16 protein-coding genes and 2 pseudogenes are annotated in these 18018 nt (G+C 31.6%); all 18 read left to right on the forward strand.

The features are described from left to right. Positions 1 to 42: 42 nt before the first annotated feature. The 18 genes and pseudogenes from KTC92_RS03690 (at position 43) to KTC92_RS03775 (ending at position 18006) form a co-directional block, all read left to right on the forward strand. A complete protein-coding gene (locus tag KTC92_RS03690) occupies positions 43 to 642 on the forward strand; it encodes a hypothetical protein (protein WP_220287177.1) in 600 nt (199 codons plus the stop codon). A 228-nt stretch (positions 643 to 870) separates the two neighbouring features. Then, complete coding sequence (locus KTC92_RS03695) at positions 871 to 1548, forward strand: response regulator transcription factor (protein WP_216304066.1); 678 nt, start codon at positions 871 to 873, stop codon at positions 1546 to 1548. Then, the gene (locus KTC92_RS03700) at positions 1541 to 2551 is read left to right on the forward strand and encodes a HAMP domain-containing sensor histidine kinase (RefSeq protein WP_309137240.1); all 1011 of its coding nucleotides are present in this window, start codon (positions 1541 to 1543) and stop codon (positions 2549 to 2551) included. Before KTC92_RS03695 ends, KTC92_RS03700 begins: the two co-directional genes overlap by 8 nt. Before the next feature lie 83 nt (positions 2552 to 2634). Then, positions 2635 to 3318 (forward strand): ABC transporter ATP-binding protein, encoded by a 684-nt coding sequence (locus KTC92_RS03705; RefSeq protein ID WP_216304065.1) that lies wholly within the window; start codon positions 2635 to 2637, stop codon positions 3316 to 3318. After that, positions 3315 to 5930: an FtsX-like permease family protein gene (locus KTC92_RS03710; RefSeq protein ID WP_216304064.1), complete on the forward strand. Its 2616-nt coding sequence runs from the start codon at positions 3315 to 3317 to the stop codon at positions 5928 to 5930. The genes KTC92_RS03705 and KTC92_RS03710 overlap by 4 nt, the downstream gene beginning before the upstream one ends. A gap of 196 nt (positions 5931 to 6126) precedes the next feature. Further along, positions 6127 to 6654, forward strand: coding sequence for an RNA polymerase sigma factor (locus KTC92_RS03715; RefSeq protein ID WP_216304063.1), 528 nt, complete (start codon positions 6127 to 6129; stop codon positions 6652 to 6654). Then, on the forward strand, positions 6648 to 6932 hold the full coding sequence (locus tag KTC92_RS03720; RefSeq protein ID WP_216304062.1) for a hypothetical protein: 285 nt from the start codon (positions 6648 to 6650) through the stop codon (positions 6930 to 6932). Before KTC92_RS03715 ends, KTC92_RS03720 begins: the two co-directional genes overlap by 7 nt. A gap of 5 nt (positions 6933 to 6937) precedes the next feature. Further along, positions 6938 to 7807 (forward strand): ABC transporter ATP-binding protein, encoded by an 870-nt coding sequence (locus tag KTC92_RS03725; protein ID WP_220287176.1) that lies wholly within the window; start codon positions 6938 to 6940, stop codon positions 7805 to 7807. Continuing rightward, a complete protein-coding gene (locus KTC92_RS03730) occupies positions 7800 to 9089 on the forward strand; it encodes an ABC transporter permease (protein WP_220287175.1) in 1290 nt (429 codons plus the stop codon). Before KTC92_RS03725 ends, KTC92_RS03730 begins: the two co-directional genes overlap by 8 nt. Positions 9090 to 9159: 70 nt before the next feature. Further along, a complete protein-coding gene (locus tag KTC92_RS03735; protein WP_258280682.1) occupies positions 9160 to 9675 on the forward strand; it encodes an ABC transporter permease in 516 nt (171 codons plus the stop codon). 458 nt (positions 9676 to 10133) lie between these two features. Then, positions 10134 to 10697 (forward strand): RNA polymerase sigma factor, encoded by a 564-nt coding sequence (locus tag KTC92_RS03740; protein WP_165412985.1) that lies wholly within the window; start codon positions 10134 to 10136, stop codon positions 10695 to 10697. A 2-nt stretch (positions 10698 to 10699) separates the two neighbouring features. Further along, positions 10700 to 11164 (forward strand): zf-HC2 domain-containing protein, encoded by a 465-nt coding sequence (locus KTC92_RS03745; RefSeq protein WP_216304059.1) that lies wholly within the window; start codon positions 10700 to 10702, stop codon positions 11162 to 11164. A 27-nt stretch (positions 11165 to 11191) separates the two neighbouring features. After that, positions 11192 to 11860, forward strand: coding sequence for a DUF2953 domain-containing protein (locus KTC92_RS03750; protein ID WP_216304058.1), 669 nt, complete (start codon positions 11192 to 11194; stop codon positions 11858 to 11860). Between the two features lie 87 nt (positions 11861 to 11947). Continuing rightward, positions 11948 to 12349 (forward strand): GerW family sporulation protein, encoded by a 402-nt coding sequence (locus KTC92_RS03755; RefSeq protein WP_220287171.1) that lies wholly within the window; start codon positions 11948 to 11950, stop codon positions 12347 to 12349. Positions 12350 to 12542: 193 nt separating this feature from the next. Further along, positions 12543 to 12725 (forward strand): annotated as a pseudogene (locus KTC92_RS03760) (IS5/IS1182 family transposase); the annotation flags it as partial. Positions 12726 to 13443: 718 nt separating this feature from the next. Next, complete coding sequence (locus KTC92_RS03765; RefSeq protein WP_220287873.1) at positions 13444 to 15210, forward strand: reverse transcriptase domain-containing protein; 1767 nt, start codon at positions 13444 to 13446, stop codon at positions 15208 to 15210. A gap of 232 nt (positions 15211 to 15442) precedes the next feature. Then, a pseudogene (locus KTC92_RS03770) lies at positions 15443 to 16690 on the forward strand (IS1182 family transposase); the annotation flags it as partial. 398 nt (positions 16691 to 17088) lie between these two features. Further along, complete coding sequence (locus KTC92_RS03775; RefSeq protein WP_253198262.1) at positions 17089 to 18006, forward strand: DMT family transporter; 918 nt, start codon at positions 17089 to 17091, stop codon at positions 18004 to 18006. Positions 18007 to 18018: the final 12 nt, after the last annotated feature.

An 18018-nucleotide genomic window follows, 5' to 3' on the forward strand; every position in this document is an offset into this window, starting at 1 on the left:
AGCAGAATAATATAAATGGTGAATATTATTTTGGAGGTACTTATGTACGACTACCGTTATAAAGACTGTGAAAATGTTGGACAAAAAATTCCTATGGCCAATATGCCTATGACGAAAATCCCAATGGCCAATATGCCAATGGCCAATATGCCAATGGCCAATATGCCTATGGAGAATATGCCTATGATGAACATGCCTATGGAGAACATGCCTATGATGAACATGCCCATGATGAGCATGCCCATGATGAATATGGCCATGATGAATATGGCCATGATGAGTATGCCTATGATGAATATGGCAATGCATGATGAAGCTGATGAAGATTTAAAAAGCATGTATCCTAAAATCTATAGAATGATATATCCCATGGTAAAAAAACATTGTGATATGATGGAATCCAAGTATGGCCCAATGTATTGCCCTAGTAAGGATGAAATGGAGCATATGTGTAAAGAAGTATCTGAAAAGTGTGAAAAACATTATAGGGATGACGATGATAATGATGATGAGGATATGAGAGACACACGCCGTCAAGGCAGAAGAGGTCCGATTCAAGATTTAACCAGAATACTGTTTATCAGAGATTTACTTGGACGAAGGAGAAGAAGACGGAGAAGAATGTTCCATCATGGATATTAAAATAAACGTCTGTTGACATAAAGAACACGAATATCTAATTTGTTAAAATGTTTTGTTATACTTTATGAATACATTTTATAAGTTTTTAACCCTACGCAAAGGAATACCTTTACGTAGGGTTATTCATTTTAACATCAAACTATCGTTTTTATTTAAATTATGAGATAGATAATGTGATAAAATAGAAGAAAGATAATACTTACTAGGTATACAAAGGAGATTTACACAATGAAAATACTATTTGTTGAGGATGATAGAATAATTGCATCAGGGCTTTGCTACTCACTGACTCAGGAGGGGTATTTTGTTACCCACTGCTTGAATGTGGAGTCAGCAAAAACTATGCTGCATAAAAATAGCTTTAACTTGGCAATACTTGATTTATCTCTTCCAGATGGAAGCGGCTACGATATTTGTAAAATAATTAAGGCAAAGGAAGATATACCAGTAATATTTCTAACGGCAATAGATGATGAAGTTAATGTAGTTATGGGGCTTGATATGGGGGCAGATGACTATATAACAAAGCCATTTCGTATAAGAGAGCTTCTATCTCGAATTAAATCTGTACTTCGCAGATATGATAAAACAGAAATTACAAAAACAATCATTGAGTTTAGCGGTATAAAGATAGACACTACACAGGCAAAAGTGTATAAAGAAGCGAATGAAGTTACATTAACATCTCTTGAATACCGACTACTTCTAATCTTTGCAAATAATCAGAGGCAAGTTATTGATCGCAATCAACTTTTAGAAGGTCTATGGGATTTTGCAGGGGATTTTGTGAATGACAATACTTTAACGGTATATATTAAACGTTTGCGTGAAAAAATTGAGGATGACAGCAAAAATCCAACAATTATAAAAACAGTTCGTGGAATTGGATATAAGGGAGGTGATTAATATTCTACGAAATAAAGAAATAAAGATATATATAACTCTTTTGGTTTCAATTTCACTAATAGGATCAGTTGCCTGTTTTTTCGTTAATATAATTGCAGGAATTATAGCACTTTTAGTTTTGCTTTTAATAATTGTTATATCTTTCATTTTTACCAGATGGAGATATAATCAATTAGACCAATTATCTGAGTATCTAAGGATAATTACAAGTGGAGATTATTCCCTTGATATTAGAGATAATGATGAAGGCGAGCTTAGTATACTTAAAAATGAAATATACAAAGTAACTGTGACTTTATATGAACAGGCTGAACTATTAAAGAAAGATAAACTTTTTCTTTCGGATTCAATTTCTGATATTTCCCATCAACTTAAAACTCCAATAACTTCAATGTTTGTTATGACAGACCTTATATGTGACAAAAGTCTACCCCAGGATAAACGCCAAGAATTCACCCAAAATATTCGGTCACAACTTGAAAGACTTAAGTGGCTTGTTGCGTCACTACTAAAGTTATCTAAGATTGATGCAGGTACAATTGAGTTAAAAAAAGAGAATGTAAATGTACGGGAGCTTATCAGTAGGGCTACGCATCATCTGCTAATTCCTATGGAACTTAAAGATCAAACCCTTGAAATTAGCGGTGATGAGCATACTGAGTTTATTGGCGATTTTAATTGGTCCTCAGAGGCTGCTTCAAATATAATAAAAAATTGTGTTGAGCATACACCTTGTGGTGGAAATATAGGTGTTGATTTTTGCGAAACTCCAATATATACAATGATGAAAATATTTGATAATGGTGAGGGGATCCATAAGGAGGATTTACCACATATATTCGATCGCTTTTATAAGGGCATCAATGCTCCCAACGACAGTATAGGTATTGGACTCGCCATGTCAAAAATCATTTTGCAGAAACAAGGTGGTACAATTGAAGTTACCAGTGAGAAAAACAAAGGTACAAAATTTATTATAAAGATTTATAAAAGTGTTGTGTGACAAAATCGTCACACAAATAGTCACTGTAAAGTCATATTAGACAGATATACTAAGGTTACAAACTAACAGAGGAGTGAGCAGCAATGGAGATATTAAGAGTAGAAAATCTGTCTAAAATATATGGTAGGGGTGAATCATCTGTAAAGGCTCTAGATAATGTGTCGTTTTCAGTCAATAAAGGGGAGTTTGTTGCAATTATTGGACCATCGGGGTCGGGCAAATCAACACTTTTACATATATTGGGTGGCGTTGATACGCCAACAAGTGGAAAGGTTTTTGTAGAGAATGCTGACATTTACGAAATGGATGAAACAAAGCTTGCCATATTTAGACGTAGGCAAATAGGTCTTATCTATCAATTTTATAATTTAATACCAGTTTTGAATGTAGAAGAAAATATTACCCTACCGCTATTACTGGATGGTCAAAAAATAAAAAATGGTCAACTAGATGAGATAATTAACACGCTGGGCCTTGTAGATAGATTAAATCATCTGCCTAATCAGCTTTCAGGTGGTCAACAGCAACGTGTATCAATAGGAAGGGCATTGATTAATAACCCAGCGCTCGTACTTGCAGATGAGCCTACAGGAAACCTTGATAGCAAAAACAGTGGAGAAATAATAGAACTTCTAAAGCTGTCAAATAAAAAATACCATCAGACCTTAATAATAATCACTCATGATGAACGCATTGCTTTGCAGGCAGACCGAATAATTTCAATTGAAGATGGGCGAATCGCAAAGGATGAGGTGATTCGAAGATGAATATCATAAATTCTTTGACCCTTCGTCACATGAAATCAAATAAAAAGCGTACTATTGTTACAATTATTGGTGTTATATTATCAGTTTCTATGATAACAGCCATACCTACCTCCGTGATGTCTTTCCTTAGTATGATGAAGAAAAATACCATAGAGGATACAGGAAATTGGCATGTACGCTATAACAATTTACGTAGTGAAAACATTAATGAAGTGATGAATGATAAAAATACGGCAAATGCAGCTTTAAGCAGGAATATAGGATATTCAAAGCTTGAAGGTTCTAAAAATAAGAGTAAACCCTATCTTTTTATAGAAGAATATGATAAGCAGGGCATGGAAAGCTTTAATTTAGATTTAGTTAAGGGTCGTCTCCCTAAAAAATCAAATGAAATAGTTATATCTTCTCAGATTTCAGAAAATGGTGGCGTGGCATATAAGGTTGGTGACGTGCTTAAATTAGATGTTGGAAAGCGTTATGAAGATGGAAATAAGGAAGCCCTTGGACAGATTTATAGCTTCCAAAAGCAAGGCAAAGATAAAAAAGGTGAAAAACTTATTGAGGAATATAAAAAAGAATATACTATAACAGGAATTATAAGTAGACCCAACTTCGAACTCTACTGGTCACCTGGCTATACAGTGATATCCTATCTTGATAAAACGGAGCTTGCGCCTACTGACACTGTTGATATATCAGTAGTTTGGAAAAATGTGAGCAAAAAAGTAAATACACAAGCAAATAAGCTTTCGGAAAGAATAGGAATTCCTAGCGATAATAAAATCTACAATAGTAGCCTTTTAAGGTACTATGGAATTATTAATGATCATTTACTCTTAACTCTATATATTCTTGCAAGTATAATGATGGTTATTATAATTATAGGTTCCGTAGCGCTTATATATAATTCCTTCGCAATTTCAATTTCGGAACGTAGCCGTTATTTAGGGATGCTTGCAAGTGTAGGCGCAACAAAAAAGCAAAAGAGTAAATCTGTATTTTTTGAAGGTTTTGTTGTTGGGGTTATCGGTATTCCTATAGGTGTATTTTTGGGGACAGTAGCAATGGGTATAACTTTTAAGCTTGTGCAACCGCTAATAGAAGGCTTCGGAATAGTTGTTAAACTAAAGCTTGTAATATCTCCAGGTGCAATACTAGTGGCTATATTACTTTCTATTATTACTATTTTAATATCAGCTTACATTCCCGCAAAGAGTGCATCTAAGATATCGCCTATTGATGCGCTGTGTCAATCACGAGACATCAAGCTCACCAGTAGAGTTGTGAAAACATCTAAACAGACAAGATTTATATTTGGATTTGAAGCAGAGCTTGGGCTTAAAAACTTAAAGCGCAATAGTCGCAGATATAAAACTACCATATTTTCCTTAGTTATTAGTATTGTCCTATTTTTATCAGTTTCATCCCTATCCTTGCTGTTTCAAAAATCAGCAGAAAGTAAAGTTAATAATATGCCTTATGATGTTAATGTTTTTGTAACATCCTCTGCTACATTACAAGAGAAAAAGAATTTTTATAATGCCATAACAAAAATGAAATATGTGGATGAAAGTATTATTGAAGAAACTATGAATAATGCTGTAGTAGATGTTAAAAGCAGTTTAATTCCTGATGAAATTAAAGCAAGGATTTCACCAAATAATAAAGATGAAAAGGCTAAAAATTATAAAACACATTTTACGATAAAATCTATTGATGAGGCCGCACTTAAAAGATACGCTAAAGAAACGGGAACTGATCTTACTAGTTTAAAAGATATTGTAAATCCATCTGGCATACTCATTAACACTGTGTCTATCAAAGCGGATTATAAATACCTACGTATGAACCGCTTTAATATTAAGCCAGGAGAAAAATTGAAATTTACAGATACTGTAGGTAATAAGCCTAATGAATATAGTGTTTTATTAGAAATAGCAGCCCTTGCAGATAAGACGCCTATTGGTGAAACCAAGTTAACTAATATAGAAGAACCTATGATCATAGTATCAAAGGATGTGTATGCTAGTATACAAGGGAAGCTGCCAAAAATATCTGAGATTAGCCAGGTTGATATGCTTATTAAAAGTTCTAATCCTACAAAGCTTGTGGAAAGTATTAAGGAATATGAAAATAAGACCTCAATTGCAAGTGTAACTATTACTGATTTTACAATGCAAAATAAACAAGCCAGGCAACAAATGACCTTTATCTATGTATTTTTCTATAGCTTTATAGCAATTATTACCTCTATTTGCGTAGCTAATATTTTAAATACCATATCAACTAGCATATCCCTACGTAGACGGGAATTTGCAATGCTTAAATCCGTTGGAATGACACCAAAGAGTTTCAATAAAATGATTAATTACGAAAGCTGGTTTTATGGAATTAAGAGCTTGCTCTATGGGCTTCCTATTAGTTTTGGAATGATGTATTTGATTTACAGGGTTTTGAGGGACTCATTCGATATTCAATTTGCTGTTCCATGGGGTAGTGTTATTGTGACTATAATTGCTGTATTTGCAATTGTCCGTTCAACGATGATATATGCAACTTCAAAGATTAAAAAAGAGAATATTATTGATGCACTAAAAATAGAAAATATATAAGGTAACATTAATGTTTTTCTAAAAAGCTAGTTTGGAGGTTAGCATCTCCTTGCTAGCTTTTTAATATTGCAGCATCGCAGGTGATAATTTAATTCACATGAAAATTTTTCTTATAGTGTAACTTTTTATGAACTTATACGTGTAAGAAGTATAATAAAATAGTTAAGCTATGGTTTTTTCGCAAAGAGGTGATGATTTGATTGATGATAATACAATAATGGATCTAGTCAAAAGTGGTAATAAAAAAGCTTTTGAGGAGATTGTTATTAGACACAGATTAAAGGCTTTAAGGTTTGCACAGAAATATGTAAAAGATGAATTTATATCAGAGGATATTATACAGGATAGTTTTGCTTTAATTTATGTAAAAAGAATGGATTATAAGAATAAATATAGTTTTAAAACATTCTTATATACAGTGGTAAGGAATAAGTGCATCGATTATCTAAGAAAACAAAAGCCAGTAAATATTGATGATATAAAGCTACGGACACCTTCCGCAGAGGATATTGTTATGAAAAAGGAAGACAGATTATTTGTAACAGAATTATTAGGTAAATTAAATAAGGAGTATAAGACTGCATTGTACCTTTATGAATATGAGGATATGTCCTATAAGGATATTTCAAAGATAATGATTAAGTCTGTAGGTCAAGTGAAAATTATTATTTTTAGAGCAAGAAAAAAACTACAAAAACTTGCTAAGGAGGAATATAGATGTTAAAAGATGAAGAATTTCTAAGCGTAATGTGGCAGAAGGTTGAAATAGTTGAAAATGAACAATTGGAAATAGAAAGAATTTTAATAAGAGATAAGGAAATTAAGAAAAGACAGTGTTTTATCTATTTCGCTTTAATTCTAATGTTTATAGGAATTTCAGTTCTCTCTTTATTTGTTTATATCGATATATCTATAATCGCCATTTTATCATTCATTACTCTTTTATCGTCAATGAATTATGAATCTAAATTAATGAAATTTACGCCAGTAATTAGGAGGTAGGAATCATGCAAATTAATATAAATAATTTATCAAAAAAATTCAGTGGTATGAGTGCCTTAAAGGATGTTAATTTAACAATAGATCAGGGGATGTTTGGACTACTTGGAAGAAATGGAGCAGGCAAAACTACTTTGATGAGGATACTAGCAACTCTGCTTAATAAAAGTAGTGGCGAAATCAGCATTTGTGGAATAGATATTTTAAAAACTAAAGAATTAAGAAAACTTATTGGATATCTTCCTCAGGACTTCTCAGTTTATCCAAATCTATCCGTTTATGAAGCCATGGATTATTTAGGAGTTTTATCAGAGGTTCCCTCAAGTGAGAGGAAAAAAGTAATTCCAGAACTTTTAGAAAAGGTTAACTTGTTAGATTGTAAAAAAGTAAAGGTTAGGGCTCTGTCTGGCGGAATGAAAAGAAGACTTGGAATAGCTCAAGCAATTTTGCATAATCCAAAAGTTCTAATAGTTGATGAGCCAACTGCAGGGTTGGATCCAAAGGAGAGAATTCGATTTAGAAACCTTCTTTGTGAACTAGCAAAGGATAAAATAGTTATTCTTTCAACACATATAATCGGAGACATTGAGGCCACCTGCAAAAACATTGGAATATTAGATAATGGGAGCCTTATATTTAAAGGAACTGTTCAGGAATTAAAAAGCAAAGCAGAAGGAAAAGTTTTTTCTATGAACGTTAACCCCGAAGAATTAGAAAGAATAAAACAAAAATATATTATAACAGGTATGATTATGTTAGGGGACAGTATCTCCATTAGGGTTATCTCAGATGTTCCTCCAAGCGATAATGCCCAAATTCGAGAACCCAATATTGAAGATTCGTACATGCTTATGATTGGAGGGATAGATAATGTTTAATCTATTTTCAAAGGAATGTAAGCAATTAGGTAAGAGTTTGATTTATATAGTTTTTATTTGTATCGCCATAGTATTTTATAATACCCAATACTATTCAAGTATAAAAGGAAATGATCCACAGTATCAAGGAAGTGCTTTGATAAAGCCTTCTTATGTTCAAGATGTTGAAAAGTACAATAAAGAGAATGATGGGTATCCTTATGGATCTACCTTTAAAGAGATACCAGAACAAATTATTTCTAAATCAACATCAATGATGTATGGAGAGCATATGCAAGGAACATACTCATCCTATCCACATAGCTTGTTTAAAAATGTTAAATTAGATAAGGAAGACACGAAAAAGATAGAAGAAATTTTATGTCAAATAACAGGAAAATCTCTAAGCGAGTTAGACAAATTGCATAAAACCGAAAAATGGAGTGAAATACATTTTAGCAGCAGCTCAAAAGACTATGCTAGCTTTAAAGTATTAATGGAGGAAGCTAATAATATAATAGGAGAGCAATCTAATTATTCAAAAGAAAATTTAAGAAGGTTTGGCGTTAGACCAATAACATATGAGGAAGCAATGAAAACTTATAAAGATTTAATAGAAAAGGATAAGATTACAAATGGTTTTGCAAGGATATTTTGCGACTTTATGGGAATCGTAATGGGCTTATTTCCGGTGTTTGTTGTAGTATCTTTTATTAGGAAAGATAAAAAAAGCAATATGAAACAAGTCATTTATAGTAGAAGAGTAAGCTCTACTAAGTTAATCCTGTCGAGGTATAGTGCCTTAGTTATAATGATGATGGTTCCAATTTTCTTACTTGCAATCGTCTCAACATTTCAGGCCGCAAGTATTAGTGGAAAACTTAATTTAATGGTAGATTATTTTGCGTTTTTTAAATATTCAATAGGATGGCTTATGCCAACGCTTATGGCAGTAACTGCGGTAGGGATGTTTTTAACTCTTCTTACAGAAACAGCAATAGCTATTCCAGTTCAAATGATTTGGTGGTACTCCTCTATATTTAAAGGTGCATTAATTGGAAGTTATGGTTTAAGTCAATTAATGATAAGATTCAATACAATATATGAGAGAGATGAATTTGTTTCTATTATAAATAATATATTTTTAAATAGAATGTTCTTTATATCGCTATCGGCAATTTTCGTGATTGCATCTATTTATATATTAAATCTAAAGAGAATAGGAAGGATTGATTTTTATGATAAGTATTCGAAATGTTTTACAAATTTCAAAGGTAAATTTAAGAATAGCTTTTCGAAATAATATATTATTCTCAATTGTATTATTAATTGTAGCTCCCATAATCTTTAGCATTACTAATTTGGATTTTCCAATGGCTGCAAAGATATGTGAGCAATTTATTATAATGATTGGAGTAGTGATTCTAGTGCCAATCTTTACACCGGAGGAAGACGGAAATATAAAAGAGACAATAAACGCAAAGGCTATTTCTCCTATATTGGTTTATATAATAAGAATACTAATATCAGTAATTTTACTAGTATCACTAATAGCATTATTTGTTAATATATTGATTTATCTTGGTGGAACCTTTACTTCAGGAAGGTTAATAATGGGAACATTTATATCTGCATTATTTCTAGGCGGATTAGGGTTATTTGTTGCTTCCCTTACTGAAAATGTAAGCATAGGGTATATGATACCAATAGTTTATTTTGTCTTTGATATCATGACAAAGGGTAAATACACAAAAAACTTTTGTATATTTTCTTTAATGAATAATAGCTTTAAAGAAAAATATTATCTTCTTGTAGCAGCAGTAGTTCTAATAATTTTATCATTATTAGTTTATTGGGTTAAGACTAGCAGGGGTGTCGCCAACATTTGAATTTGTTTCTATTATTTGTTTATTGGACATTAGGAGCAGGATGCATTAACTCCTCAAAAACCTCCAGAAAATAAAGTCATTAGAATCTTATCTAAAGTAGGATTTGGAGGGAATATAGTTTTATTTATATGCTCTATATTAATTATTATTGGATTTGGTATTATACCTTAATAATTAAGTGACATAAAAAAGGTGTTCATAATAAATTGATACAAATTTATTATGAACACCTTTTAATTTTTGATATAAATAAAAATAATATATATTTGAAACTTTATTCATTAATTATGTGTATATAATAGAGAGAATTATTTTAACGTTTAAGGACATTTCAGAAGGAAAGTCTCCCACTTCTATAAGTGGAGTATAAATCTCCTTCTGAAGTCGTTAATGCATCTCCTGCGGAGATGTTGCAGCTCCGCAGGAGATGATTTAAGGTAGAAGCCGGAGGGGATGTTGTGGAGATTGAAAAAAAATTAATATCGAGATGCAAAAACTATGACAAATCCTCCTTTATGGAACTTTTTAAGATTTACGAGCGGTATTTGTATAGCATTTGCTATAGTTACACTCAAAATGAACAGGATTCTCTTGATATTGTACAAGAAATTTATATAAAGATTTTTAAAAATATATCAAGTTTTGATGAGACAATGCCTTTTCGCCCCTGGTTACGAAGGATTTCAGTAAATACTTGTATTAACTTTAAAAGAAATATTAAAACCAACGTCATTTCATTAAATTATGAATATGCTAATAAACTTTGTTTAGAAGATACTATTGTTTCTGACTACAATTTAGAAGAGGAAGTTGAGAAAAAGGAGTTTAAAAAGATTATTGAGGCTGGACTTAAGAACTTATCTGATAATTATAGAATGGTAATTGCATTAAGATATTTTGATGATCTGAGTTACTTGGAAATTTCAGAATTGTTAAATAAACCACTTGGAACAATTAAAACGGACTTGTATAGGGCTAAAGCGATATTAAAGAAACAACTAGAAAGTGAGATGGAGGCGTAATTATGTGCTGTAAATTTGATAAGGAACTGTTATATGCTTTTGATGATAAGACAATTGAACCATTGGAGAAAATATTCATTGAAGAGCACATAAAATACTGTACTGACTGTCAAAAAGACCTAAAGCTAATAACTATTATTAATGAAAATATTAAAGATGAGCTAAGTCATATTGAATTTCCTGATAAACTAAGCATAATTTCACAACTTGTTGCAGAAAACTGCATATCGGAAATGGACAATATTAGCATTAGGATGAAGGTTCACAATATTATTGTGACATACAAGGGCATACATAACGTTATAACAGAATCAAGCGAAGCATATAAAAATAATCCATATAATAATTTCATAAGTAATAGAATTGATGCTACTTTTAACTATATTAAAACGCCTGTAAAACATATGATTAAAAACAAGATAAATGAAATGAGTATAGTAAAAAAATTAAAATTAAAAGTAGGTTAGACTGCTAAAGGAAAAGGAGGTGCAAGCTTGTTTGTTTTATTTTCAATAATAAAAATACTACTTTATTTATTAATCACTATATTGGGCTTGATTTTATTGTTTATAATAATACCATTTGAATATGAATTCAATACAAAAATTGATGAAAAAATTAGGACAGATGTAAATCTATCATTTTTTAAAAATTTTTTAAAGATGATGGTGGCATATGAGGATAAAGAAACATTATTTTTAATAAAGGTGATGGGATTATGCATTATTAGAAAAAAAATTAAAATGTCTAATAGAAAAAAAGAAAATGAAAAGGTAAAACTAAAAAAGAAAAAGAAGAAAAATGTTGATTTTAATATAAAGGATTATATCCAAGGGGCATTCATAAATGATTTAATTAATTACTTTAAAGATATAATAAATATTACTAAACCAAAAAAAATCAAACTCAATGGCGTTTATGGATTTGAAGATCCTTCATTAACGGGTATAGCTTGTGGAATTGTCCCTTTAGTATCAAGTTTTATTCCTACAAGCGATATTAATTTGCAACCAGTGTTTGATGATGAAATAATTGATATTTATTGTGAAATTCATGGCAGAATTTCTTTATTGGTAGCTACAATAAAAACACTTAAATTCATTCTTAAGAAAAATAATAGAGGAAAAATATTTAAAAACTTTAGAAAATCTGAAACTTATTAATAATTTATGTGTATTGTTAAGTATAAAGTTAATAATGATTGCGCAATCAATAAATACTTAAATTTAAAATATTAGGGGGATTAAGTTATGATAAATATTACAGAAAATACCGAAGCATTATTCTCAAACCTTGAAAAATTTTTAAAAACAGAAACAGTAGTGGGGGAGGCAATAATTATAGGGGAAACAACACTCATACCACTTATTACAGTTTCATTCGGATGTGGAACTGGCGGTGGCACAGGCAACTCTACTAAGGATGGTGAGGGTTCTGGAGGCGGACTTGGAGCAGGAGCTAGAATAACCCCAACTGCTATTTTAGTTATAAAAAATGGAGAAGTAACAATGCTTCCTATAAAGGGTAAATGTAATCTTGAAAGTCTTATTGAAATGGTACCAGAAATAGTATCTAAAGTAAGCTCAAAAATGGGATGTAGTAAGAACAAAAAAGAAGGGTCTGAAGAAGATACTAAAACGGAAAAAGAGTAATTAAACATTATTAAATACATTAAAAAAAAGCATCTATAATATATTTATAGATGCTTCAGACCGTTGACAAACATAAAATGTAAAACACTCTAATTTAAAATTGGAGTGTTTTTTTTCATATTCAAAAAGGATTTTAGGACATCAATGTCGAATATATATAGTATACAAACTTTATAATTCGGAGGGCATTATTATGATTAATGAAAAGAACTTCACACAACAAAAACTAGAAATGGTGTATTTAGAAGATTTAGTTCCTAAAGACCATATTCTGAGAAATATAGATAAATACATGGATTTCTCTTTTATAAGAGAACTGACTAAAAAATATTACTGCTTAGATAATGGAAGACCTGGCGTAGGTGCGACCTTAATTACAGCATAATATCCTCGTAGTAGAGTGAACACTGCTGTAGACCTACAATTATTATTGTAGGTAACTAATATTTTCGAGACCAGCATGAGAGCCTAATATCTTATGGATACTGAGTCTGACTAATACTCCTGCCAGCCTTGCAGTAATGTAACGTTGCGAAGCATAGGTGAAGACGGAGACACTGGCAGTAATGCTACACTTCGGGTCCAGTCATATATGGTTATAATTTCCTTGTATTTAAATTTCGTAACAGATAATCCCTATCCCTAGTTCAGATGGGAGGGTGTAAAAATTTTTTTACCTCAATGTATGTCTACGCGTGCAGAAGGGGGACGACCTTATGGTGGTTGGAGAATGCGTGTGAGACGTATCCAGGTAAGAACTGAAAAGAACGGAATATAGAGGAGACCTAAGTATGATATATAAAGCGAAAATATTGGGAAAGGTGATTGACCTAATTACACTCCGTGTAATAATAATTGGGGACTGATTGCACCGAAAGGGTAAATCAATAAAGATTATGAATGGGTTAACAGCGAGGCTGTAGTACCGTTAGTATCCTATATTAAGAAATATAGGAGAGGAAAGAGCCTTAGACGTGTGATGTATATAAAATAATTTGTAAATTTCTAATTCGCCAAATTAGATGAAAGAGACTATTCGTACAGAAATGAGGAGAGTCAGACTAACGAGTATAAATAATATTTACTTCATAGATATGAAACAGAGATTTGAAGATTTTAAAAATGGAAATATAGATTTGCGTAATTTAAGTCCTTTAGTTTATTCCGAAGAGAATGTTATGCTAGCAGTACGTCAACTTAGCAAGGGTAAAGGAAGAATGACAAAAGGACCAGATGGTTCTAATTATGATACCATAGCAAAAACGAATTTTATTGAGTTAGGTATGATAGTAAAAGACCGTTTACTTAATAAAAAGATGGATTATGTTAAACGTATTTATATTCCTAAAGGTGATGGTAAGAAACGACCTATTGGCATATGCACAATCTGGGATAAGCTTGTTGAGAAGTGTATTCAGCTAGTATTAGACCCGTACTGTGAAACTAAGTTTGTTCCTAGTTCCTTTGGATTTAGGGAGCAAGTATCAACACATAATGCAATAGCAAAAGTTAAAAACCAAACTAATGTTATGCCATATGTCTTATCTGTAGACATGAAGGATTATTTTGGAACTATAGACCCTAATATTATGTATAGGGAACTATGGCATATGGGAATACATGACCAAGTAATATTAAACTATATTTATCGTTTTATTAAGAAAGGTTACCTAGAAGCAGGGTGCAAAATCTATGACCCGAAGGGTTCTGCACAAGGTAGTATTATAGGACCATTATTATCAAATGTGTACCTTCATCGTTTTGATGTATGGTTGCGAGATCAGGGTGATGATTGGCATGATAAAAGTGTTAATAAGTTTCATAATATAGACAATAGACGTTCAAATATGAGAAGAACTAATTTGAAAATTGGTATCCATGTAAGGTACGCTGATGACATTTTAGTTTTATGTAAGAGTAAGAGTGATGCTGAAAAGTTTAAATATAGTGTAACGAAATATCTTACAAAAAATATGAAACTTATTATTAATGAAGATAAAACTAAAATTTATGATTTAAAGAAAGAAAAGATGAAATATCTGGGCTATAATTTTAAGCTTTATCAAAAACGTAGTAGAATAAGAAATGGTAAGGAGCTAATGGTAATTAACAGCTTACCAAAGGATAAGGGGAATTTAATAGTAGAAGAATGTTGTAAAAGACTTAATGATATTAAAAAAATACCTAGTTATGAGAACATCATGGCTTGGAATGTATATATTATAGGATTACATAATTACTATAAAGGTATGAATGAGTTTAATAAATGTTTTGGAAAGTTAGGATGGCGAATTTACAAAAGGTTTTATAATACAATGGAAGGTCGAATTAAGTTTATAACAGAACAAAAAATCAAGAATAATTTTAGAAAGGGTACATATAAAAGTTGGGGTAAAACAGGATACTACATGTTGTATGATATACCAATTGTTCATATAGAATGGGCTAATTGGGAATATAAATTAGTGAGTGCAATAAAAGGTAAAATATGTAGAATCAATCCGTACGATTATGGTGAAAAGAAAAACCATAAGCCTGGTGTATCTCTTAATGATATTAAGTACCTTGTAGAGAGTGCTAAATTATCTCGTCAGGCAAGTAGATTTAGTCAATTTAGAATTAGTAAATATAGTTCGTTACATGGATTGAGTCATATCTCTGGGGAAGTAGTTCCAGTAGAAGATTATCATTGCCATCATATAGTGCCTTGTAATAAGGGTGGTAAAGACGATTATAATAATCTATGCATACTAAGTAAGGAGCAACATATCATACTACATAGTAATAATAGAGCAAAATTATATGATGTGGTTGGAAAGAAGTATCATAAAAGGGTCGAAGAATTGATAAGTTTGCTATAAAAAAAAAAAAAAAAAAAAAAAAAAAAAAAAAAAAAAAAAAAAAAAAAAAAAAAAAAAAAAAAAAAAAAAAAAAAAAAAAAAAAAAAACTTGATTTCAAAAGTGGTTATAAATATATTTGAGTTTTCAGTTTGTCAGACGTTGGAACGCTGTATGCGATGAAAGTCGCCCGTACAGTGTGGGAAGGGGGAAAAGACCGAGGTAGTAATATCAGAGTCTTACCTATCTTCATATCCTATTATACTTTTTAAAATGCTGTTTATTGGGTACTTATTTGGAATAAAATCTGAACGACAACTTGTAAAGGACATTGAAGTAAATGTGGCTTATAGATGGTTTCTAGGACTAAGTCTTACTGATCCTATTCCAGATCATTCAACAATTAGCCAAAATAGACGTAGACGGTTTAAAGGTACAGATGTGTTTCAAAAAATATTTGACGAAGTAGTATTTAAGGCTATAAATCTTAAGATGGTAACCGGTAAAATACTTTACACAGATTCTACACACCTAAAAGCAAATGCTAATAAGCGAAAGCTTGTGAAAATTGAAGTTGAAAAAACGCCGAAAGAATATGTAGCTGAACTTAATAAAGCAGTGGAAGAAGATAGAATAAACCATGGTAAAAAACCTTTAAAGGAAAAAGAACCTGTTACCAAAATAAAAGAAACTAAAGTTAGCACAACCGACCCCGACAGTGGATATATGATGAGAGATGGCAAGCCGGAAGGCTTCTCATATTTAGATCACAGAACTGTCGATAGCAGACATAATATAATTACTGATGTGTATGTTACTCCTGGAAACATAAATGATGTTGATCCTTATATCGATAGATTAGATGTGCAAATAAAAAAGTTTAATTTTAATACAAAATATGTTGGTGCAGATGCTGGTTATGCTACAAATCTTATATGTAAAGAACTATATGAGAGGGAATTAAAATCTGTAATGGGATACCGTAGGTCTCCACATACAAAAGGAATGTACACAAAAAATAAATTCCAATATGTTAAAGAACAGGACATTTACGTATGCCCTGACTTAAGGGCTTTACATTATAAAACGACAACAAGAGAAGGATATAAAGAATATGTTGGTAATGCAAAATATTGCGAGATATGTCCAAATAGAGCTCAATGCTTTTCTGCAAAAAGCAAGTTTAAAACTATTAGAAGACATGTTTGGGAAACGTATAAAGAAGATGTTGTAAAGTTCACCAGAACAGATAAAGGCAGAAATATATATAGAAGAAGAAAAGAAACTATAGAGCGAAGCTTCGCAGATTCAAAACAACTGCATGGGCTTCGCTATTGCCATATGCGTGGATTAGAAAATGTGCAAGAGCAGTGTCTGCTTACAGCAGCAGTGCAGAATATGAAAAAGATAGCTAGCCTGCTATCTTTACTGTTTTTTGATTTTCTAACTAAGAAGATAGTTGTTATTTTAAATTTATCCATAACTCAAAATGCTATCGCATAATTGCATGTAAAAGGCCCAGTATAATAAAAAAATTATACTGGGTTTGTAAACAACCTGAAGCATCTATAATATATTTATAGATGCTTTTTTGTATTGATAAAAAATATGAAATCAATTTATACATAATTTTGCTAAATATTTGAAACTTATATTAATATTATGTATAATTGAATAATTACGCAATGGTAATTTAATGGGGAGGGATCTAGCCGTTTATGAGAAAATTTAACAAAATATATTTAGGTATTATTTTAGGTGTGAGCTAATTGGTCCTAATGCTGGTTGACAGTACATAAAAATGTTTATTGAAAATAATGACACCTATGCTGTTGTTTTGTAATCAGTAAACAAAGTTATTGGTAGTTAACATAATGAATAGAAAAAAGGAGTTTAGAATTATGCTGAATTTACGCTACAAAGGATATGCAATGGCTATAGTCGGTGCGATTTTGTGGGGGATTTCTGGTACTGTTGCACAGAAACTTTTTCAAAACGAAGGATTTCAACCTGGCTGGCTAGTAACAGTAAGAATGATAACATCAGGTGTACTATTGCTCTTATTCGCAAGTATTAAAACTAATGGACAACATAAGGTTTGGTCTGTATGGAAAGACTCTTCTAAACGATTACATTTGATTATATTCGGGATAATTGGGATGCTCGGAGTACAATATACTTATTTTATGTCCATCAAATCAGGTAACGCTGCGACAGCCACTTTGTTGCAATATTTAGCTCCGATATTTATAGTAGCATATTTGGCAATACGATTAAAAAAAGTCCCAAGCCCAAAAGAATTTATTTCAGTTGGTTTAGCTATTTTGGGAACATTTCTTCTTGTGACTAACGGCACGGTTGATAGGCTTACTATTTCGTTACCTGCCATCGCTTGGGGAGTTGGGTCAGCAATTGCCCTTGCCTTTTATACATTATATCCACATAGTTTGCTTAAGGAGTGGGGGGCTGTGATTGTTGTAGGTTGGGGTATGCTTATAGGCGGAGTTGGGCTGAGTTTCATAAACCCGCCATGGAATATACAAGGTCAAAATTGGTCTTTGCTTTCTAGTTTATTTGTTGGATTTGTGGTTTTATTCGGTACACTAATTGCCTTTTATTTGTACATAGCTAGTTTACAATATATTGCACCTACTGAAGCTAGCTTATTGGCAAGTGCAGAACCTTTATCCGCTACACTTGCTTCTATATTTTGGTTACATGTTCCTTTTGGATTGTTTGAAGTAATCGGAGGAATGTGTATTATATCTACAGTAGCAATTTTAACTTTAGGGTCTAACACTAATAAAAAACCCTTATAAGAAAAAGAAAAA

It is taken from the genome of Clostridium sp. CM027 (assembly GCF_024730565.1).
Lineage (GTDB): Bacteria > Bacillota > Clostridia > Clostridiales > Clostridiaceae > Clostridium_AD > Clostridium_AD estertheticum_B.